Raw genomic sequence first — 21,525 nt, 5'->3', positions numbered from 1 at the left:
CCGTCTGCCGTGACAAACGGACCAGACAATCGCGTTGACGCCGAGACAGCAGTCCCTCGCATATGCCGGATATCGCCGATAGCAAAGGCCAGCCCGATCGCCGTAGCCCGTGCGCACGCTGAGCCACGGACAAAGTGGAGAACCGCAACGCAGGCCGCACTGCTATCCACGCGAAAAGCATTCCGCCCAGGCCAGAAAACAACAAAGCAAGTACCATGAACATAGCGGTCTATCACATATCAATGTTGACGATGCGCCGGATCAGCAGCATGCCACCGGTCTCCAGCGCGCACAGCAGGGCAAGCACAGCCCAGCCTGTCGAGGTTTCCCACAGCATCGCCATGGCGCCGGGATCCAAATAACTCAAAACACAAAGCAGCAGCAACGGCAAGGCGCCTACGATCCAGGCCTGCAGCTTTCCCTGAGAGGTCAGCGTGCGTACCTTTTCCTGCCATTTCAAGCGTTCACGCAACGTGGCGGCAATTCCTTCCAGAATCTCGGCGAGGTTGCCTCCTGTCTGAGACGCGACATTCAATGAGGCGACAAATAAGGCACTGGCCTCCGATGGCACGCGGGCGTGCAGGTTGCTCAGCGCCGTCTCGAACGCTACGCCCAGCCGCTGTTCCCGTAGTAACAAACCGAGTTCCTGGGCCAGTGGTGCTTCGCTATGATCGGCAATATGGCGTAACGCAGCCGGGACGCTTACTCCTGCTCGTAGTGCAGAGGCCAGAGCCAGCAGGGCCGAAGGCAGTTGCCCCTCGAATCGCGCCAATCGCCGGCCACGCAAACGACTCGCCAGAGGTTGCGGCAGCCTGGTGGCTATCACCGTCGCGATACCAGCCACGATCGGCGCACCAGTCAATATGAACGCCACCCCTCCGATCAGGATAGCCAACGTCATCGTCCATACGCGCAACTGAGTTGGAGTAATGAACAAAAATAGCTCGCCCAGTTTGATGCGCGTATCGTGGGTGTAGAGCGTGTGATAACGAATCACTGCGGGACCAAACCATGTCTGCATCTGCCAGGCCAGCAGCACAACACAGGCTGTAGACATCGCTAATGCGATCCAAACCATAAAGGGCTCCAGGAATACATTGCATTCGAGTCGGTGAAGAACCGCGCGAACGTTATTGACAACGGCCTTGACCAAGCCTGCTCGACGTCGTCGTTCGTTCTTTAAGGCCTGCCGCAGAAAACAATGCGATATCAAAATCGATGCCCGCTGCCTGCCACTCACTGATGAAGCTCGGCAACAGCCCACATGCCTGAAAGCCGTGTTCTGACTGATAGCAAAACAATTCTTGCAGTTGAATCCGTCCGCTCTCCATACCTGCAATCTCGACCACCGACGTGGCAACGCGGCGTCCGTCTGATAAACGTGTTTGTTGCACGATAATGTCGACACTGGCACCGATGTGTTCGCGTACAACACTCAAAGGTAGATCCATCCCGGCCATCAGGACCATGGTTTCCAATCGGCTCAGGGCATCGCGTGGCGAGTTGGCATGCAAGGTTGTCAGCGAACCCTCATGGCCTGTATTCATCGCTGTCAGCATGTCGAGCGCCTCAGCACCGCGGCACTCGCCCACCACGATGCGATCAGGCCGCATACGCAAGGCGTTACGCACCAGATCGCGGATATCGACGCGGCCACGTTGTTCCTGATTGGGCGGACGCGCCTCCAGAGAGACCAGGTGATCATGGTTCAGCCGCAATTCTGCGGCATCCTCAATGGTGACTATCCGCTCGCCCTCGGGGATACCGTTGGACAGGATATTCAAGAGTGTTGTCTTGCCCGAGCCCGTACCTCCCGATACAACGATGTTCTTGCGAGTCCTTACACATAGCATCAGAAACTGTGCGACGACCGGATCCATGGCGCCGCTCTGTACCAGATCCGCGATCTGCGGCCGGCGAATGGGAAACTTTCGTATTGTCAGACTGGCCCCTTTCAGGGCAATCGGCGGTATCACCGCGTTAACACGCGATCCGTCGGACAAGCGCGCGTCCACCATAGGGGCGCTTTCGTCGATCCGGCGGCCGATTGGCGTCACTATCCGCTCAATAACCCATCGGACCGACTGTTCGCTGTTGAATGTTGCCCGATGGGGATACAAACGCCCCCGGCGTTCGACGTAGATCTCGTCGTAGCGGTTGACCATAATTTCGCTTATCTCAGGGTCTGCAAGCAATGGTTCCAAAGGCCCCAGGCCGACGGCCTCGTCCAGCACATCACGACACAATGCCATACGGTCAATATGGTCAGGAATGTCCTTGTCGTCAGCGGCCAGCTGTTCTAGCAGGGGTTGCGCCTCTTGGCGTAATAACGCATCGCTCATACCTGCCACATCCCGACGCCGCAAGTTCAACGCGTGTAGTAGTCCGGCATGCAGTCGTCGTCGATGAGGCAAGAGCTCTGCGAGTCCCTGTCTGGCGTTTTCAGCGTCAACGGCTGGAACCATCGCATGGGAGGCGGACTGGTTCGACACCTGGCACGAGGTCGTCGATACTGTTTTGGGGATCGGGTTCGCGGAATGCGGCGATACGCTCGAATCAGCTTTGCCTTCTGTTGCTTCGTGCACGGACCGCATGCGTAGACGACACGGCCCGATCACGATGTCGTCTTCGGGAAGTACGGGATGGTGCACCGTGATGCGACGGCCGTTGACCAATGTCCCTATAAGCGACCCCATGTCCTCCAGCGACAGGAACGGCGGCGATCCGCGCAGGCTGGCGTGGTGTTTGGCCACACGCCAGTGCGAGATACGTAATCCGCATTGCGCCGATCGGCCTATCGTCAAGGGTGTTTCGACTCGCATGATGCGTTGTTCACCGTCTTCGAATGTCATGACAACCTCGACCATGTCTATCTCCGCATTGAATCGGAATTCGCCGGGTTGGCCGCAGGCGACGCCGGCTGCCACTGAGAGCCCGCTCCGCGATAAGCGCTCCAGTCAGAACCGTCTGCCGCTGGCGTCCCCATGCCCAATGTTGGGGAATCGGGGAATGCCTCGGCAAGCACCTGCCGGCCACGTCTCACACGATCGGTCAGCTCAGGATGATCCTGCGACACAATTCTCGGCGTCACGAATATCGCCAACTCGGTTTCTTTGTGCTGTAGGCGGTGTGATGAAAACAGCGAGCCCAGCACGGGAATATCTTGCAGAACAGGAAGACCGCTACGCTCACTCGTGCGTTCGCGCGACAGGAATCCGCCCAACACCAGAGTTTGTCCCGATCTCACGTTGAATTCAGTGGCCGCACGACGGGTACGCAGCGCGGGACCGCCGGACACGCTGATAGAGGTATCGACCGAACTGGCCTCAACTTCGATACGCGACCTGATGGCTCCCGTACGGTCGATGCGCGGCGTGATGTTCAGCGACACACCATAGGGCTTGAACGCGGTATTGGTGTTGCCACGCGCATCAACCGTGGTATAGGGCACCTCACCGCCGGCCAGGAACGATGCCGTCGCGCCGCTGCGTGCCAGGAGTTGAGGTTGAGCGAGCATCACGGCCTCGCCACGCTGAGCGAGTGCTGCGATGCGCGACGAAAGCAGCGCATTCAACCCGAAGTAACCGCCCGCCCCGCCACCCGTCATCGATAGCGGCGGTATGTCGATCTGGTCGCCTAGCCGTGTACTCGAAGCAGGTTGCCAGACGACACCTGTCTGTATTCCCCCTTTTGATACGGCATCCCACTGCACCCCGAACTCGCGCAAATGCGCACTGGGTAGTTCGACAACCTGAACGTCCAGCAAGACCATCCTGTCCCAGCCGATTTGCCCAGTGAAATCCAGAATGCGAGGATAGCGTCGCACCAAAGCCGATACACGCTCGCGATCATCGTCGGTGAGATCCTCGCCCTCAATGACGATGTTGTCGCCCACCAGCGAGCTGCGTACGCTGGGGATGTGCTGGAGCAACTGCTGGACTTCTTGTTGCATCTGCGTCCATCCCGCCGGGCGGACCTGAATCTCGTATGCCGCGCCCACACCGAGCGGCGTCCAGACGTGCACAGACGAAGTCCCCTCCTGTCGAGCAAAGAGGACGACGTCCTTGCCCTCAACAGAGACTGCGCTGACGACCTGCCCATTTCCCACTGCGACACGTGTCACAGATTGATGATGAACGACTTTGGTCTGACCGACCTCGAGCACAAATGTCGCGGGATCGGTCGCCATCGCCGGCCATACTGTCCCCCCGGGCACTGCCGACATGATCGACAAGGAAAGCAAAATGCTTTTCATCGCCCCTCCGAGTATATGGCAAGCGATTTGGGCGGTGGCACATCTCGATCCGGCAAATCGGGAAACGCCTGTTCTGGCGGGTTTGTATCTGACGACAACGGTTCTGTATCAACACGATCACCGTATAGAATCGGAATCGGCGCACGATCCGCGATAGACGGACCTGTCAGTCCCATCAAAGCCGCCAAATCGCCGGGGGCTGCGGACTCGGAAACGCTCGCATCGCTGCGATGACGCAACATGGCCGTCAGCGATCCCGTATGACGAGCCGCCACCAATTTAATAGCGTCTCGCTCAGCGGTATCGAACGTGATAGACACGGGCGATTCGCTACGGCCGCCGACTGCCAATACGCGTACGCTCTGTAGCAGTGGTGCAGTCAGATGCTGGCCCTGGTGCATGAATGACACGTAAAGGTCTATCAGATCATCGGGCTGCAAAAGCCCCGATACTGCGTTGATCTCCGCCGCGGGCAACGTCACGGCACGTCGTCCTTGTAATACCAAGTCGGAGAGAGGCGACTCGATCTCTGCAATGACGTGCGCCCCGAGCAAGATGTCGCCTTGCTTCAGATGGACGGTGAGCACGCCTCCAAGCACCTGATCCACAGCCTCCGCGTCAAACGAATGGCTCGGCACCCAGGGCAACGGAATGTCTCGCACCGCTAAATGGTCCATCTGCAGTCGCGTACCTGCGGCGAGATCGGTCGCAGCGACCACGCGCGTACGTACCTCCACTGCTGCTTGGCGCTCCATTTCACGCTCACGGGTTTGAATGTGTTCGTGCACAGCCCAGGCAGCAAACAGCCCGGCAGCCAATGCAGAACCGCAGACTCCTATGGTGCGCAATCGAAATGCCGCTAATGTGAGACTCAAGATTTCGCTCCATCGTGATGCAGCAGGAGAATTCCCGTACCACCATCAATGGCGGTTATTGAGATCTGAAGCAGACTGTGCTTTCGCCGCCATAGACTGGTATTCGGTGTGTCGGTCTCTGCTTGCCAGCGTCCTTGTTGCAGGCCTTGACGAATGGCCGACCGGACTGATTCCACAGACGAGGTGGACGTCCATACTTGAGTGCTATTACGGCCCCCTCCCTCTTCTTGTTCGAGCTGCAATCGCAGCCTCGCTTCAGCCGGCCACCATGAGAACGAGCTCATCACTCCCCGGGGGGACGCGGTGCTCTTTTGCACCACCGATTCGCTGGAGAATTCCGTTTCCGTCAGTATTGAGAGACTGCCGCGCGTGCGACGCGGACCGTCAGATTCGAGGTTCACCACCCAGAATTGATTAGCAACGTGTCCCGACAGCACCACACGCTGGGGATAGAGTCCCATGTCCGACAGCGAGGGATAACGCTCGCCCAACGCCCGCGCAGTTTGAGCAATCGGCAGAGGGATGCCAAAAACACGAATATCGATTGGCGTGTCAAACAAGCGCATCCGCCCACCTAGCGAGGTTTGTGTGCTGCCCGAGGGCAGCGACAATTCGCCGAGTGCAGGTGTCTCACCAGCGTGTGCAACCGCCACCATGATCATCGTCACGACAAGCGCGGCTGACCGTTGGCGCAGAATGCAGCGCGCTTTCCCATAGGCTTTCAATCGGTACATGGTGTCAATGCTCCGTCAAATCGTCGCGCCTGACGGCGCCTGCTTGCACCGGCGCCAGGTCGATCCACGCAGTCAGCCAGTCCATCGACCATGCTTCCCGCCCCCACGGCGCGTCCACATGCTGCATACGGCGCCGTAACGCGTCGGCAATACTGGCCGAACCCCGTGCTGCCTCTGACCATCCTATTGCCGAATGTCGAATACGTTCAGACACGGCCGCATCGTCTACACCATGTCCTGTGTCCGCCGCGATAACCATCTGCCGATGTATAGCCGGTATCGCGATTCCCTCAGCCGCAGTGAATGGCAGCAGCGTCACGGAATGATCAGTCGCTTGTGCGCGGCGCAACCGGGAATCGACATGAAGCCAATCGCGCGCCAGGGTCTCGACTTGCGCATTTCCGATATCGCCGTTGCTCGGAACGAAGGTATGTTTATCGGTATGGATGAACGCGGCAAGACGGCTCAACTGCGCGGTCTGCTGTCCACGCAGCGATACGGTCCCAATAGCGACTACGGCGTGCATGAGTCCACCTAGCAACACCAGGGCAAGCATCGCCTCAACTGCGGCCTGCCCTCGATAAATGGAACGACGCGGCCGGGCTTTCATGGCTGAGCCCTCGTCACATCGCCAGGCAGGATCGGGCTCAGTCGAGCTTGCCAATAGGGACGAAACAAGCTCGCGAGTTCGTTGTTGCCATCGTTCTGTGAGGGCGGTGCAAAATAGGCCTGCGCGGCGCTGTTGACCGTCACGAATTCGTCTGCGGCCAGGCCGTGGTAGGCATATCGTCCTATCGGAGTCACTCGCGCATTCTCGGCCCCCTGCATAACCGGCCGCCCGGCCGAGTGACGCAACTGAATGGCAAAACGCAGCGGACGATACGCCATATCGTCGTTCAGTTCGTAATAGTTGGGGAGCCCCCGACTCGCCCAATGCATTGCGCTGAACGCGGCGTAAGCCTTTGCCATGGGATTGCTGCGGCCTGAGGACAAGTCCCATGTTGTATGCTCGTGCACCCAGCGCCAGAAATCCTGCTGCGCAAACCCGTGCGGCGGCTGATCACTGGCGTGAGGATTCTTTTTCGATTGAGGGCTATTGTCGCCCCACCCCATTGCATATTCGCGGTAGTAACAACCAATCCAACGATTGGAACGCAATGCGTGAAACGACAGCGTGTCCCGTGCAGACCAACGCCCGTCTGTCTCTAACCGAGTATTCCCTCGACGGCGCAGCTCATGACGCTTGGTCGGGCAGTGATCGTTCACGATCGAGTTGTGACGGCGAGTCTGATTGCGGCGCTGTAGAAAGTCGTACCGTTGTGCCGCATGCTCGACCATATGGCGCAGCCTGCCCGCTTGGTGCCCTGGATAAGACCGGATATATCCGGGCAGGCCATCCGACAACAAGGCGATCTGCAATGGCCCGTCCTCCGGCCTGCCGACCTCACTGCCATACTCCGGATAATTTGCGCGCAGAGCCAGCGACATCATTTGCTGGCGAGAGTCCTTCAAACTGTCCACGACCGAGGCGGAGGCCTGCTGCAATATCTGGTGCACCACATCATCGTGCTGCTGAAATGCATGCGCTAATGCAGACCCGATATCCTCGGTCGGACGGGCCTGCGCATACGCTTTCCCTACCGAGGCCCCAAAGAGCCCCGCGATCAACGTGGACGGCGGGTTTCGCGTGGCTCGCTGTTGCGATTGTGTCTGCCCATACTGGGCCCAAGACGACAAGGTCACCAGATGCGCCATCGCAACCTGATGCGCCACGTGAGCGCGATTGATGTAGGCCAGCATATTCAGGCTGCGCGCCTGCGCCACGGCGCCGCTATATGCCACGGCATCTGCGACATGTGTCAGGCGTATGCGGGCACTCGCCATCTGGCCGACGTTATACAGAGCAATCCAGGCAATACTGCCTACGGAGATCAACCCCAGTACCAGCGGCAACGCCTGCCCACGCATCACGATGCAGTGCTTCAGCGCGATCGCGTCCGTCATTTGCCATGCCCCGTGAACGACTTCAGCGTACGCGTCTTGGTCTGTGTCGTGGACTTGTCCGCAGCCGACTGAGCGGTGCGCGACTCGGCAGTGCCGTCTTCGCCCGCGATTTCACGTACCATCGCTGCGGTCTGTGCGCGCACTACCTGGCCAAATAACTGATAGACCGCAATGGCTGCCACCGCGACCAACGCCACTACGATGATGTACTCGGTCATCCCCTGGCCACGCTGGCGGGAAATACACTGGATCATGCCGGACCCCTCTTCAATCAACAGAGGCCGTAGTGTGAAACCTCGCAGAGATCCCGGCTATTCGTAGATGCCGAGGTGGGCAAAATGCTCACACCGCCTGGCATGCGCTACAAAACGAGCTGCTTGTTTTCGTTTGCAGCAACGACAACGGCCCCCGAAGGGGCCGTTGTCGCAACAAGCGTGAAGCTTTATTTTTCTGCAGCCGTGCTGATGGCTTGGCCGGCAGCGGACATATCCTTGCCCATGCCTGCCATGGTGTTGCAGCCTTGCAGTACGACGCCAAATACGATCAGCGCCGTCAGCATGACTCGTCCGCGCATGATGAAACTCCGGATTTAAAGTACACGAGGCATACGAGTTAGCGCTGAGTACCCCCGCATGGAGAGACCCAGCTCTCGGCACCTGGCCGTGAAAAACCTGACAATCAGGCGATGCGCACGCGCAATTCGCCCAGACCCTCGACACCACCCACGAGCTCATCACCCTGAACCACAGCACCCACACCTTCAGGAGTACCGGTGAAGATCAAGTCGCCGGCTTTCAACTCGAACAGGCTCGACAGATAAGCAATGCTCTCGGGAATGTTCCAGATCATCTGCGAGATGTCGCTGGACTGCTTGCGCTCGCCATTGACGTCGAGCCAGATAGCGCCCTTTTCGAGAGTACCGACGACACTGCGCGGATGAACGGGACCGATAGGCGCGGACAGGTCGTAGGCTTTGCCGACCTCCCAGGGGCGGCCTTGTTTCTTGGCCTCGCCTTGCAGGTCGCGGCGGGTCATGTCCAGACCCAACGCGTAGCCCCACACGCACTCGCCAGCTTGGTCAACAGGGATATCCTTGCCGCCCTTGCCCAGCACGACGACCAGCTCCATTTCATAATGCAGGTTGCTGGTCTTGGGCGGGTAAGGCGTGGCGCCAGTTTCGCCGTCGGCGATCGACAGGATGGCGTCGTTGGGCTTGCTGAAAAAGAACGGGTCTTCGCGACCAGTGAAGCCCATTTCCTTGGCGTGCTCGGCGTAGTTACGGCCCACACAATAGATGCGGCGCACCGGAACCAACGCACCGCTGCCGGCAACAGGCACGGCAACGGGCGGCGACGGAGGGAATACGTAGTCCATGTTCTCTTGACCTTCTTGAATGCGTGCCGGCACTGCCAGCAAAGAAACACCCCCGCGCCACGCCATCGGTTTGTTGCCCTCGCACCCGAAAGATGCTTGTTACCTCAGGCAGGCCCGGCGGTAAGAAAAAACGAATGCACGAGTTTATCCCTTTTTGCTGTATGGCCGCTGACACCTTTTTCGGCCCCCCGGTGAAAACCCGGATCACATTGCCCGGCGATTGCGCGACAACCAGCGCTTCACCACGGGACGGTTCGCCCCATGCGATCCAAGTACTCCAAACCGGGCTTTCCTTGTTTTGAGAGCAGCACGTTCACGATCTCGGGGATAGCTTCTTCAAGACTGGCCGGCGCATCCGGCCCGCCTAACGCGGTACGGATCCAGCCCGGAGCCAGCAACAACAATGCACGCGACTCCCCTGCATGACGAGCGGCGTAGCTGCGCATGTATTGGTTCAGGGCCGACTTGCTGCCGCGATAGACTTCATGCCCGCCTTTCTCATTGCTGGCGATGCTGCCTTGTCCGGAGGACATGACACCGATCAGGCCATGAGCGGGAACCAGATCCTGCAAGGCTTCTACAACTCGCATGGGCGCGAGTGCGTTTGTGACCATCACTCGCACAAACTCGTCCGTAGAAACCTCGGCAATGGTTTCGTCCTGGTTGGCGTTCGCGGTTCCGGCATTCACTAACAGGATGTCGAAGCTGCGGCCCGAAAGGCGATCGTGCAGCGCGGCGACCTGGTGCTGTTCGATGATATCGAGCTGCTCGATCTCGACCCGGCCTTCGTAAGCATCGGCCAAATCGTGCAGCGCGGTTCTGCCGTTCCCCCGAACGGTGCCGACGACATTCCATCCTCTTTTCAGAAATTCCGCGGACATGGCAGCCCCGAGGCCGCGCGAAGCGCCGACGAGCAAAACGCTGGGTTGAGATTCATCGCTAATTGAGTGTGTCATCGCTGTGCCCTTTTTCAAACAATTGAATATGCATTGATTTTGGGGGGAATTGGTGCTCTGCACCAGACGCATCAAATGCAATAATTGATTGCATCTGATGCACAGATGAATTCAGGAGCTGGCTATGACGCAGAACGTGGACTTGAACCTCCTTAGCTCGTTGGACATGCTGCTCACTGAGCGCAACGTGACAAGAGCGGCACACCGGCTCGGCCTCAGCCCGTCAGCCATGAGCCGAACGCTCTCCAGGCTGCGGGCGGCCACAGGGGATCAGCTACTCGTACAAGCTGGCAGGACACTGGTTCCAACCCCCTACGCCGAGCAAATCACCGGGCGTGTACATGAACTTGCACGCAACGCGCGAGCCGTACTGCAGCCGGTTAATCAAGCCTTGGACATTGCCACCTTGGAGCGGACGTTCACGATTCGGGCAAACGACGGATTTGTCGATCTGGTCGGCCCGTCCCTGATGACCGCCATCGCTCACTCCGCTTCCCGTGTTCGTATCCGCTTTGTCCAGAAGCCTGATAAGGATGCACAGCCCCTACGGGAAGGAATGATCGACCTGGAGGTTGGGGTGATCGGAACCAAGGCGCCGGAATTGAAAACTCGACTGCTTTTTCAAGACCGATTCGTCGGTATTTGTCGAACCGGCCATCCGCTCTTAGCGCCGTCGGACGTGACCGCCAACCGCTATATTGGCTACCCGCATGTGGTTGTATCACGTAAGGGCCAATTTTCTGGCCCAGTGGACGATGCCTTGGGCCAGTTGGGTTTGCGAAGAACGGTTGCCATGGTCGTGCCCAGCTACGCCAACGCAATGCGGATCGCCCGCTATTCAGATTTCATCGGGCTTGTCCCGCGCTCGTGCCTCGTCAATGGGGCAACGGGCGATAACGCCAGGAGTGCAGGCCTTCAGCATTTCGAACTACCGGTGCGCACGCCGGGAATCAAGGTATCTGCTATTTGGCATCCACGCTTTCACGCGGACCTCGCCCATCGCTGGCTGCGCGACACTATCCTGGCTGTTTGCAGGAATATGCAGCTAGCCGACTGACTGGGTGGCCCGTGCGGCGCCTTGTGCTTGCGGCCCCCAGGGGCCATTTTTTCTTGAGACGGCCGGGCGGCAAAAGACATCGGGCCGCGATGCATGGTCTGCATCGCGGCCCGACGGGGCTTCAGTTCAGGGAAAAATCAGCCCTTGTTGTAGCGCTCGGCGCTGCGCACGATTTCTTCGCGAGCGGCGTCTACGCCCTTCCAGCCCTTGACCTTGACCCACTTGCCTTTTTCCAGGTCTTTGTAATGCTCGAAGAAGTGCTGGATACGGCTGATGTCCTCGGCCGGCAGGTCTTCGTACGACTTGATGTTGCGATAGGGAGGATAGAGCTTGTCGACCGGCACGGCCAGCAGTTTGGCATCGCCGCCGCTCTCGTCGTCCATCTCCAGCACGCCCAACGCGCGGCAACGCACGACGGCGCCGACTTGAATCGGGAACGGGGTCAACACCAGCACATCGGCTGGGTCGCCATCCTCGGACAGGGTCTGAGGGATATAGCCGTAGTTGCACGGATAGTGCATGGCCGTCAGCATGAAGCGATCCACGAATACGGCGCCGCTGTCTTTGTCGACCTCGTATTTGACCGGGTCGGCATTCATGGGGATTTCGATGATGACGTTAAAGTCTTCCGGCAGATTCTTGCCGGGAGAGACGCGATCGAGACTCATGGTTCAACCTTGTTTATCTGAAAGTGGAAGAGATTTTCCATCATCCCGCTTGTCTGATTTGCCTTGGTCAGGCGACGTGGACGGCGGGGTGACGTATGTGGGCTCCGATACATCGTATTCAGGCACGGGTATGGGTGCGCTATCGAAGTAGTCTTCGATATCGATGTTGGACCGGGCAGGCGCGACGGCCGGAGGATCCGGCTCCAACGCGTTTGACGCCTCGCGTTCCAGAACGCGAGCATCAGGATCCAGCACATAGTCGGCAGGGACCGACAGGGGCGCGTCTTCGAGCTGGGACACGGCGGGCGCTGCAGCGATCGTAGCCTCCGGCGGATAGGCGGAATATTCACCCTCGGCATCCAGATGCAGGGGATCGGCATCCGTATCTGCTGCAGGCAACGCCGGATCGCCGGCCAATACCGGCAACGCCATGGTCGCGACCGTGGCCAAGCGCCAATGGCTCACGGCGTCCGCAGGACGATCCAAACGGTCGTACAGGCTGCCGAGCAAAGCATGCGTACGCGCATCGTTGCGCAGCGCCAGGCTGCGCTGCAAATAGCGCTCTGCCTGCCCCCATAACTGGCCATTCAGGCACAGCATGCCCAATGCGGTCAACAGATCCGCATTGGTGGGACGCTTTTGCAGCCAAGCTTCGGCTTTGGCAAGACGGCGAGGTACCTGGTCGGGCTCGCAACGCGCATAGGCATCCACCAAGGACGAGGTGAAGTGGACCGGGACGGCCGCCTCCAGAATGCGAGCAGCCTCGGCGGGTTCGCCCGCAGCCTCGAATGCCGTGGCGCCTGCCAGGGCAATTTCCGGCAAGACGCGCTCTTCGTTTTTGAGGTCTTTCCAGACGCTGCGCCAGGCTTCCGTACCGGAGGCCGCAGCGACGCGCAAACGCGCTGCACCCGATCGATCGATCAGGCCCTCGGCCTCGGTCTTGGACAATGCATTGCGACGCACCAACCCACGTGCCAGGGTAAAGACACGGTCATGATGATTCAGCGCCGCCTCGGCACGCAACAACAGGCGCATCGTGTGCAAGTGACGGGCTCCGCCGTCCTGCAATGGCGTCAACACCGCCAAAGCGTCTTGCGCCCGGCCTTGATCCAGCAGTTGATCAGCCGCAACCGTGGCGATGGCTTCTTGCAAACCGGTATTGCCCGAGGCGTGCTCACGTGCGGATTCCAGCAACTGATCCCGGCGAGCGAATTCGCCCAGCCCGTGTGCCGCCCGCGCCGCCGACAGCGCCGCCAACACGCGCCGGCTCTCGACACGCGTCTGCCCCAACAGCTTGGTCAGATTTTTCTCGGCATGAGAAAAGCGCCCCTCCAGGAGCTCTGTCCAGCCACGTTCGAGCAGTACGTGATCACGCGCCTGGGCACGTTGGCCGCGCCAGACACGCATACGATCCGGAATGGCCAACAACCAGGCCAGCAGGCGCAAGCCCACGTACAGCGCGATGAATATGCCCACCACCAGCAGCACGAACAGCGTCAACGACAGTTCAATGCGCCACGGCGACACCAGGAAAATGACATTGCCGGTATGAGAGCGCAGCACCACCGCCAAAGCGACGGCGACGATAAGAAGCAGCAGAGTCCAGAACCAAGTACGCATGCGTTAGTCCTGTTTGGCTGGCGAATCAAACCCAGCAGCGCGCAAGGCGGCTACGCTGGCCAGACTATCACCGACATCCGGCAAGCGCACTGCGATATCGATATTCTGCAGCTCATGCGTCAAGCGCAATGCCGACTGGGTATCCACGGCGCGGCCATCGTAGTAAATGCTAAGCACGTTCTCGACATTGGCGAGCTCGTTCTTCCAGACCTCGGGTTGACGCATCAGCATGGCCAATTGCGCCGTCATCAGACGTTGACGCAAGGCGCCACGCACCTGTTCGGCCTGCTCGGGGGACAACAACAAGGCAGCCGGTTGATCGACGCGTTGCACGCTGATCAAGTCACCAAGCTCATGCGTCAGCGTGCTGCCAGCCCGGCCGGGCCAGGACGCGATCTCGGCACGCCAACGCTGCCACCACGCGGCATCCGCGGGCAATTGATGGCGAGGATCATCAGCCGGAGATTGGATTGGCGCCGTCGCCGGTTTGGGTTGCGTGTCGCTCGAGGCGCCAGGAGCCGAAGCGTCCGGGACCAGCAAAGGAGCCTTGGAAATCAGACCTGCCAGACGATCGATACGCGCAGTTTGTGCTGGAATATCGACGGTCGCAACAGCTCTGAGGCGATCGATATCGCCATTGATGCTCTGTTGAAGACCTGCGAAAAGCGGACGCGCCGCCTGCGCCAGGCGCGTCTGAGCAGTTTCGAGCGCAACGATGGCGTTGTTGACGTTGCCTGCCAGGCGCAACTGCTGATTCGCCAGTACCAGGAGGCGCTCGACGTCGTTGGCGAGAATCTCGTCTGTCGCCCCGCCGCTGAAGGTTTCCCAAGCTTGTTGCAGATCGTTGTAGCGGGTCTTGGCCTCTTGGGCTTGTGCTTCCAGGCTGCGTACCTGGCCGCTTTGCCCTTGAATGAGGGTCAAGGCCTCGCGCGCGTCTTTGCGGCTTTGCGCGACTGCGTCTTCCAGCGTGGCCAGGCGAGTCGCTATTTCACGGCCGGCCGCGTCGGCTTGCTTGCGCTGCAGCCATAGCGCCCACCCGAGGCCAACGGCCACCAGGAGCACGATGATCAACGCCACGCCCAATAAGCCTGCCCCACGGGACGACTTTTTAACCGGGGCGGATGCCGGTTTGGCGGGCGAAGCTGCGCCCGGAGCTGCCGAATTGACGGCAGGTGCAGTGTCAGGAGTCTGGTCTGTCATGACGCGATTGTATTCGGTGAAATGCCAAAACTTCGATTCAAGCCGCAACAAAGGCCGCGAGGATCGCATCATCGGCCGGCAAGCAGATTTTTACCATTGCGTCCGTGACCTTGCCAGCGAGGCCTTGCTGCAGCCGCCGCGCCAGTGTGGGATGGGTCACGATAAAGTCGGAGGCTTGCCACCAATCGGCGAGACCGGCCTCATGGATATGGGCCTCTACGGCGGTGAGTCCTTCGCCACTCGTCAGCAGCCAGGTCGTTTTTTCCCTCATTTGCGCCCATTTTCGCAGTTGCTCGACGGCGGATGGCAGCCACTGAGCCGGCTGGCGTTCATAGGCAGCATGCCGCCGTACCTGCGCCCCCGCGGCCTCTAGTTGGTCGGCCAGCCAATCCCGTCCCTGAGTGCCGCGTACCAATAGCACCCTGTTGGGCAGGCTGTCTTGCGCGCGCAATACCTGCCATAGGGCTTCAGAATCATGGGTAGATGCTGCGGGCGGCGGACAGAATACTGTTGTATTGGCGCAAAAACCTGGTGTTTCGCGCAAGGCACGCGCGCTCGCCGGTCCCACCGTCGCGGCAGAGACGGCAGCGGGCCAGTCGGTCTGCCCCGCCAGATCCCGCAGTTGGTTCAAATACGTCCGCGCCGCATGACCGCTGACAAAGATGACTAAATCAAAGTCTTGCGGCAAAGGCAGATCTGCTGAGGCAACCGCTAAGGGGCGCAGTTCCAGCGCAGGCAGATCCAGCGTCTGCCAACCGGCTGCGCCGAGCGCCTGCGCCAACGCGTCGTTACGGCCGGCAGGGCGAGTCAGAATGGCGATATGCGACATAGACACCCCTCCTGTATGTATCCCGGAAAAGGCCGCCTCCACTCGCCATACCTGACTGCCAAGCTCAGCCGTGAATCCGGACGTACCTCACAACATACTGGCATGAGCCAGCCTCAGTCGGCAGACGTGTCTTGCAAGGCAGCCAGGATGGCGGCCGCGCCCTTGGAGAGCAAGGCTTGCGCCGCGGCTTCGCCGATCTGCTCGGCCTGCGCCACTGGCCCGGTATGTTGGGACTGAATCAATTGTTTGCCATCAGGAGAGGCCACCAATGCCCGAAGCACGACGTTGTCGCCATCGAGCACGGCATATGCCGCCAGCGGGACTTGGCACGAGCCGCCCAGAGTCCGGGACACGGCACGCTCGGCCAACACGCAAGCTGTGGTCTGGTCACAGACGAGCGGCGCCAGCCAGGCGCGCAGATCATCACGATCGTCACGGATTTCAATGCCTAGCGCGCCCTGCCCGGCTGCAGGCAGGCTATCGGCCGGATCCAGCAGGCTGCGAATGCGGTGACCTAGATCCAGGCGTTGCAAACCCGCCGCGGCCAGCACGATCGCGGCGTAATCGCCCTGATCGAGTTTGCCCAGGCGGGTATCCAGATTGCCGCGCAGCGGTTTGACCTGCAGATGAGGATAGCGCCGCCGGATCTGCGACTCCCGCCGCAGGCTGGAGGTGCCAACGACGGCCCCGGCCGGCAGATCGGCCAAGGTCGCATAGTCATTGGAAACGAAAGCGTCCCGAGGGTCGGCTCGTTCGAGCACAGCGCACAGTTCGAATGGCGCCTGCAAGTCAACCGGGACGTCCTTGAGTGAATGAGCCGCCAAATCGGCCCGCCCATCTAGCAAAGCCGTTTCGAGTTCTTTGACAAAGAGCCCTTTGCCGCCGACCTTGGACAGAGTGCGATCCAGTATCTGGTCGCCCCGCGTGGTCAACGTGAGCAGTTCGACGGAACAGTCGGGATAGAGAGTACGCAACCGATCGCGCACATGCTCGGCTTGCCACAGGGCAAGCCGGCTGGCGCGGGTCGCGATAACGAGGCGTTGCGGTGCAGACACGGGCAGACTTAATTGCCCAGGCTGGAAAAGATCACCGTGGCGATCACCCCGATGATGGCCAATATTGCCAGGCCTTGCAGCAGGCTCAGGCCGGATTCGGGGTTGTCGCTTTTACGCAGACTCATGAGTAGATTCCTTGGAGGCAGTTTTACGACTAGCAAGCCACCGCCCCAAGACTACAACAATCAATGCGCCGATGACTTCTGCAGCGATTTTAACCGCAGTAGGCTGAGGGCCGAATTGATTTTCGACAACAACGTCGGTAATCACCATGCCGCCGGCAATCCAGCCCAGCAGTGCTGCGCCGAGCGTCACGACCAGCGGATAGCGATCGATCAGCTTGAGCACCAGGGTGCTGCCCCAGATGATGATGGGTACGCTGACGATCAGGCCGAACACGACCAGACCGATCTGGTGGCCTTCGTGGGCGTTTTGCGCCGCGCCGGCGATGGCGATGACGTTATCGAGGCTCATGACAAAGTCGGCCACGATGATGGTTTTGACGGCAGCGGCAATAGAGGTGCTGCCTGTAATGTTGTCGTGTCCGTCGTCCTCGGGGATGAGGAGTTTGACGCCGATCCACACCAGCAGCAGACCGCCCACGACCTTGAGGAAGGGGATAGCGAGCAGCGTCAGGGCGAATGCGATGAGTACGACGCGCAGGATGATTGCACCGGCCGTACCCCACAAAATGCCCTGCATGCGTTGCTTGGGCGCCAGATTGCGGCAAGCCAGCGCAATCACGACGGCATTATCGCCACCCAACAGAATGTCGATAAGAATGATTTGGAATACTGCAGCCCAGCTTATTGTTTGTAGAAACTCTAACACTTGCTATCCCCCTCGGAATGACAATTTGGACGGAGCGAACTGACCGCGATCAGGTCAACACCGTCCCCACGTCGGCACCTTTCCCGCCGCATCTCTCGCCTGCTACTCAGCAGGGAGCTTTTGCCTATGACGGTTTGGCGGAAAAAAAGCCCCCACACCGCGTTTTTGGCTTACTCCCCCCAGAGGAGCGTTTTTTTGCCTTAAGGCGGTCGGCGGCAAAAAACTGCCGCGTCAAAACGCGGCAGTTTTTGTGCCAAAGCCGGTATTGTAGTTCAGCTTTGTGTCAGCGCCTGACGTCGGGAAAGTAAAATTTTTCCAATGGCCAAAACCACAATAGCGCCGATCGCACCGGTTATCAACGCCAATTGATGCTCTGTCACGCCCAAGGCGTTGTCAATGCTGATGACCGAATCATGCAAGGCGGGATCGCCTACCAGCAGTTCGCCCGCGATAAAACCCAGCAATGCCGCACCGACCCACACGATCAGAGGGAAACGCTCGATCACCTTCAACAACAAGGTGCTACCAAAAATGACCAGCGGGATACTGATTGCCAACCCGACTACCAGCAGGGTGGTATCACCCATCGCGGCGGCGGCCACCGCAACGACGTTGTCCAGGCTCATCACCAAGTCCGCGATCATGATGGTGCGGATCGCAGAGAGCAAGGTGCCATGCTGCTTGCCATCACCATCCTCGTCGCCCTCGGGCAACAGGAGTGTCACGCCGATATAGACCAACAGCAGTGCGCCAATGAGCTTGAGCCACGGCAGCAACAGGAGCTTGGCGGCAACCAGCGTCAACACGATACGCATGATGATCGCGGCCGCTGAGCCAATCGTGATCGCCTTTTTCTGCTGCTCTGCGGGCAGCGAGCGCGCGGCGAGCGCAATCACCACGGCGTTGTCGCCGGATAACAGGATATTGACCCAGATAATCTGTAATAGGGCAATCCAAAATGCTGCTGATGTAAGTTCCATTCCTCTCTTTCCTAGCGATCCCCTAGGTGTGAGTTGATGCTTTTCTTGGTTGCGTACGGGTGGCGGCCATCTTGGTAGTTGCGAGCTGATGAGTGGCCGTTGCCGGATGCCGGACGCTCTTGGCGCCTGACGATTTTTATGGGAGTGTACGCGTAATACCGGCTCGTTATTATATTTTGCAAAAAGGGCGAGACAACACAATCGACGCCCGAACGGTAAAAAGCCCGCCAATCGAGGCGGGCTTTTTACATGCTGGAAGCCTCAGGCTGTTACAGCACGGACTTCAGCAGTTTGCCCATCTCGGACGGGTTGCGCGTGGTACGGATACCGCATGCTTCCATGACTTCGAGTTTGGCATCTGCCGTGTCGGCACCGCCCGAGATCAACGCACCGGCGTGGCCCATGCGTTTTCCCGGAGGCGCCGTGACGCCGGCGATGAAGCCGACCACGGGTTTCTTCATGTTGTCTTTCGCCCATTGTGCGGCGTTGACTTCGTCCGGACCACCGATTTCACCGATCATGATGACGGCGTCGGTATCGGGATCGTCGTTGAACAGCTTGAGCACATCGACGTGCTTCAGACCGTTGATGGGGTCACCACCGATACCGACAGCGCTGGATTGGCCCAGGCCCAATTCGGTGACTTGACCGACGGCTTCGTACGTCAGCGTGCCGGAGCGGCTGACGATACCGATGCGGCCCTTGCGGTGAATGTGACCGGGCATGATGCCGATCTTGATTTCATCGGGGGTGATCAGGCCGGGGCAGTTCGGGCCCAACAGCAGGGTCTTGCTGTTCATGGCCTTCATGCGGTTTTTGACTTCCAGCATGTCACGGACCGGGATGCCTTCGGTGATGCAGATGACCAGATCCAGCTCCGCCTCGACGGCTTCCCAGATGGCGGCGGCGGCGCCGGCGGGCGGCACGTAGATGACCGAAACGGTGGCGCCGGTTTCGCTCTTGGCGTCTTTCACGCTACCGAAAATGGGCACGCCTTCGAAGTCCTCGCCGGCACGCTTGGGGTTGACGCCGGCCACGAAGGCGGCTTTGCCATTGGCGTATTCACGGCACATACGGGTGTGGAACTGGCCCGTCTTGCCCGTGATGCCCTGGGTGATGACTTTGGTGTCCTTGTTGATCAGAATCGACATTTGTGAATCCTTGGCAATTTATTTGACGGCGGCTACGACGCGGGTGGCCGCTTCGGCCATGGTGTCGGCGCTGATGATGGGCAGCCCCGAGTCGGCCAGCATTTTCTTGCCCAGTTCTTCGTTGGTGCCCTTCATGCGGACGACCAGCGGTACGTTGAGGTTGACGGCCTTGCAAGCAGCGATCACGCCTTCGGCGATGACGTCGCAGCGCATGATACCGCCGAAGATGTTGACCAGAATGGCCTGCACGCCCTTGTTCTTGAGCATGATTTTGAAGGCTTCGGTGACCTTTTCAGCGGTCGCGCCGCCGCCGACGTCCAGGAAGTTGGCCGGCTCGCCGCCGAACAGCTTGATGGTGTCCATGGTCGCCATGGCCAGACCAGCGCCATTGACCAGGCAGCCGATGTTGCCGCCGAGTTGGATGTAGGCCAGGTCGAACTTGCTGGCTTCGACTTCGGCGGGGTCTTCTTCGTCCAGGTCGCGGTAGGCGACGATTTCCGGGTGACGGAACAAGGCGTTCGGGTCGAAGTTGAACTTGGCGTCCAGGGCGATGATGTTGCCCTTGCTGTCGCAGTTCAGAGGGTTGATCTCGACCAAGGAGGCGTCGGTGTCCATGTAGCACTTGTAGAGCTTTTGGAACACGTCGGCAGCTTGGTCAGCCGAACCGCCGGTCAGGCCGATGGATTCGGCGACGCTCTTGGCTTGGTCAGCCAACAGGCCGGTTTGCGGATCGATGTATTCGGTGATGATTTTTTCGGGCGTCGAGTGAGCGACTTCCTCGATGTCCATGCCGCCTTCGCTGGAAGCGATGATGGCGACTTTCTGCGTGGCACGGTCAGTGACCAGCGACACGTAGTATTCCTTTTGAATGTCGGCGCCGTCTTCAATGTACAGTCGATTGACCTTTTGGCCTTCCGGGCCGGTCTGGTGCGTGACCAGTTGCATGCCCAGGATCTCGCCAGCCAGCTTGCGCACGTCGTCGATCGAACGGGCGAGCTTCACGCCACCGCCCTTGCCACGGCCGCCAGCATGGATCTGTGCCTTGACGACCCATACCGGTCCGCCCAGCTTTTCAGCGGCAGCCACAGCCTCGTCGACGGAAAATGCGGGGATCCCGCGCGGCACAGGCACGCCAAATTGCTTTAGCAGTTCCTTGCCTTGATACTCGTGGATTTTCATGTGTTACCTGTCAGGACGAATGAGAAAAAGAGGGGGAATCGGAATCTGCGCCCGCCGACGCCTCAGCGCTATCCCCGGTGTACCACTTGGGATAATGCTCAAGCACCACCGGGCCGTCAGTGCGCAAGGCATGACAGCCATCCAGCTGAAATGGGCGTATGTCCGGATTGCTGTTCTGGCGCCGCCGGTTGGCCATGGATTGGACTGCCGCGGTGGGCAGCACCTGCGAAAGCTCGGTCATGTGCGTACAGCCTGCCGTACGACCGAAGCGTTCCTTGACCTGGCGCCGAAACCCTTTGAGCAGGTTCATGCCCACCAAACCCGCATAGGCGGTGTCGATGTTCATGCACTGCCGTTCGTAGGGTGCCGCGTCGTAAGCCGCCTGAGCTGCCACAATGGTAAAAGCCTCATCGATGGTGATGCGCAGATGCATGTGGTGAATATGGCGGCCTGCTTCGAAGACTTCCCCGTTGTGCTTGGGGAAATCGTAGGACTTGAAGTCAATAAGCTCAGCTTCGATGTCCCACAAACCATCGTCGCGCCCGTAGGACTGCACGCGTATGGAACGCGTGTGCAAAGGATGGCGAGAAACTGTCGACGGTGGCAAGGGCATTAAGGGGCCTGCACTTCAAAGTCTTTGACGCAAAGCAGCAAATCCAGGGAAGTATAACGCAGGGCTCGAGGAAACGCCGCTTCCCCCTGCCCCTGCCCACTACTCTCCCAGGGAAGGCCGGGCGACTGGCCTCCTGGGGTTTAA

General features: G+C 59.6%; 22 protein-coding genes. 1 reads left to right on the top strand and 21 read right to left on the bottom strand.

The annotated features are described in order from the left end of the window. Positions 1-232: 232 nt before the first annotated feature. From ACNA0I_RS13690 to ACNA0I_RS13640, 11 genes are all read right to left on the bottom strand, one after another. A complete protein-coding gene (locus tag ACNA0I_RS13690) occupies positions 233-1,078 on the bottom strand; it encodes a type II secretion system F family protein (protein ID WP_415806553.1) in 846 nt (281 codons plus the stop codon). A gap of 52 nt (positions 1,079-1,130) precedes the next feature. Next, positions 1,131-2,867, bottom strand: a complete 1,737-nt coding sequence (locus ACNA0I_RS13685) for an ATPase, T2SS/T4P/T4SS family (RefSeq protein WP_415806552.1) — start codon at positions 2,865-2,867, stop codon at positions 1,131-1,133. Between the two features lie 2 nt (positions 2,868-2,869). After that, positions 2,870-4,255 (bottom strand): type II and III secretion system protein family protein, encoded by a 1,386-nt coding sequence (locus ACNA0I_RS13680; protein ID WP_415806551.1) that lies wholly within the window; start codon positions 4,253-4,255, stop codon positions 2,870-2,872. Beyond that, positions 4,252-5,130: a Flp pilus assembly protein CpaB gene (cpaB, locus tag ACNA0I_RS13675; protein ID WP_415806550.1), complete on the bottom strand. Its 879-nt coding sequence runs from the start codon at positions 5,128-5,130 to the stop codon at positions 4,252-4,254. The genes ACNA0I_RS13680 and cpaB overlap by 4 nt, the downstream gene beginning before the upstream one ends. Next, positions 5,127-5,864 (bottom strand): hypothetical protein, encoded by a 738-nt coding sequence (locus tag ACNA0I_RS13670; protein ID WP_415806549.1) that lies wholly within the window; start codon positions 5,862-5,864, stop codon positions 5,127-5,129. The genes cpaB and ACNA0I_RS13670 overlap by 4 nt, the downstream gene beginning before the upstream one ends. Before the next feature lie 4 nt (positions 5,865-5,868). Then, a complete protein-coding gene (locus ACNA0I_RS13665; RefSeq protein ID WP_415806548.1) occupies positions 5,869-6,474 on the bottom strand; it encodes a hypothetical protein in 606 nt (201 codons plus the stop codon). Next, a complete protein-coding gene (locus ACNA0I_RS13660; RefSeq protein ID WP_415806547.1) occupies positions 6,471-7,868 on the bottom strand; it encodes a hypothetical protein in 1,398 nt (465 codons plus the stop codon). The genes ACNA0I_RS13665 and ACNA0I_RS13660 overlap by 4 nt, the downstream gene beginning before the upstream one ends. Then, entirely contained in the window at positions 7,865-8,122 is a 258-nt protein-coding gene (locus tag ACNA0I_RS13655; RefSeq protein ID WP_415806546.1) for a hypothetical protein, read from the bottom strand. Before ACNA0I_RS13655 ends, ACNA0I_RS13660 begins: the two co-directional genes overlap by 4 nt. Positions 8,123-8,310: 188 nt before the next feature. Continuing rightward, a complete protein-coding gene (locus ACNA0I_RS13650; protein WP_094820576.1) occupies positions 8,311-8,442 on the bottom strand; it encodes an entericidin A/B family lipoprotein in 132 nt (43 codons plus the stop codon). 104 nt (positions 8,443-8,546) lie between these two features. Further along, positions 8,547-9,242, bottom strand: a complete 696-nt coding sequence (locus ACNA0I_RS13645) for a fumarylacetoacetate hydrolase family protein (RefSeq protein WP_415806545.1) — start codon at positions 9,240-9,242, stop codon at positions 8,547-8,549. Between the two features lie 239 nt (positions 9,243-9,481). Continuing rightward, entirely contained in the window at positions 9,482-10,198 is a 717-nt protein-coding gene (locus ACNA0I_RS13640; RefSeq protein ID WP_415806672.1) for an SDR family oxidoreductase, read from the bottom strand. Positions 10,199-10,322: 124 nt separating this feature from the next. Between ACNA0I_RS13640 and ACNA0I_RS13635 the strand changes: the two genes are divergently transcribed. Next, positions 10,323-11,255, top strand: coding sequence for a LysR family transcriptional regulator (locus tag ACNA0I_RS13635; protein WP_415806544.1), 933 nt, complete (start codon positions 10,323-10,325; stop codon positions 11,253-11,255). 137 nt (positions 11,256-11,392) lie between these two features. On the opposite strand, the gene ppa is transcribed toward ACNA0I_RS13635, so the two are convergent. The 10 genes from ppa to ACNA0I_RS13585 form a co-directional block, all read right to left on the bottom strand. Then, on the bottom strand, positions 11,393-11,923 hold the full coding sequence (gene ppa, locus ACNA0I_RS13630; RefSeq protein WP_415806543.1) for an inorganic diphosphatase: 531 nt from the start codon (positions 11,921-11,923) through the stop codon (positions 11,393-11,395). Positions 11,924-11,926: 3 nt separating this feature from the next. Further along, on the bottom strand, positions 11,927-13,543 hold the full coding sequence (locus ACNA0I_RS13625) for a heme biosynthesis HemY N-terminal domain-containing protein (RefSeq protein ID WP_415806542.1): 1,617 nt from the start codon (positions 13,541-13,543) through the stop codon (positions 11,927-11,929). A gap of 3 nt (positions 13,544-13,546) precedes the next feature. Beyond that, entirely contained in the window at positions 13,547-14,743 is a 1,197-nt protein-coding gene (locus ACNA0I_RS13620) for a uroporphyrinogen-III C-methyltransferase (RefSeq protein ID WP_415806541.1), read from the bottom strand. A 37-nt stretch (positions 14,744-14,780) separates the two neighbouring features. Next, the gene (locus ACNA0I_RS13615; RefSeq protein ID WP_415806540.1) at positions 14,781-15,572 is read right to left on the bottom strand and encodes a uroporphyrinogen-III synthase; all 792 of its coding nucleotides are present in this window, start codon (positions 15,570-15,572) and stop codon (positions 14,781-14,783) included. A 113-nt stretch (positions 15,573-15,685) separates the two neighbouring features. After that, positions 15,686-16,627: a hydroxymethylbilane synthase gene (hemC, locus tag ACNA0I_RS13610; protein WP_415806539.1), complete on the bottom strand. Its 942-nt coding sequence runs from the start codon at positions 16,625-16,627 to the stop codon at positions 15,686-15,688. A 111-nt stretch (positions 16,628-16,738) separates the two neighbouring features. Beyond that, positions 16,739-17,458, bottom strand: a complete 720-nt coding sequence (locus ACNA0I_RS13605) for a TerC family protein (protein WP_415806538.1) — start codon at positions 17,456-17,458, stop codon at positions 16,739-16,741. Positions 17,459-17,730: 272 nt separating this feature from the next. Continuing rightward, a complete protein-coding gene (locus ACNA0I_RS13600; protein ID WP_415806537.1) occupies positions 17,731-18,438 on the bottom strand; it encodes a TerC family protein in 708 nt (235 codons plus the stop codon). Between the two features lie 269 nt (positions 18,439-18,707). Then, the gene (sucD, locus tag ACNA0I_RS13595) at positions 18,708-19,589 is read right to left on the bottom strand and encodes a succinate--CoA ligase subunit alpha (RefSeq protein ID WP_415806536.1); all 882 of its coding nucleotides are present in this window, start codon (positions 19,587-19,589) and stop codon (positions 18,708-18,710) included. Between the two features lie 18 nt (positions 19,590-19,607). Continuing rightward, positions 19,608-20,768, bottom strand: coding sequence for an ADP-forming succinate--CoA ligase subunit beta (gene sucC / locus ACNA0I_RS13590; RefSeq protein ID WP_415806534.1), 1,161 nt, complete (start codon positions 20,766-20,768; stop codon positions 19,608-19,610). A gap of 10 nt (positions 20,769-20,778) precedes the next feature. Beyond that, positions 20,779-21,381, bottom strand: coding sequence for a DUF2889 domain-containing protein (locus ACNA0I_RS13585; protein WP_415806533.1), 603 nt, complete (start codon positions 21,379-21,381; stop codon positions 20,779-20,781). Between the last annotated feature and the right edge of the window lie 144 nt (positions 21,382-21,525).

Source organism: Bordetella muralis, from assembly GCF_965139205.1.
GTDB classification, from domain to species: Bacteria; Pseudomonadota; Gammaproteobacteria; order Burkholderiales; family Burkholderiaceae_B; genus Bordetella_A; species Bordetella_A muralis.
This window is presented reverse-complemented; position numbering and strand designations above follow the sequence as displayed.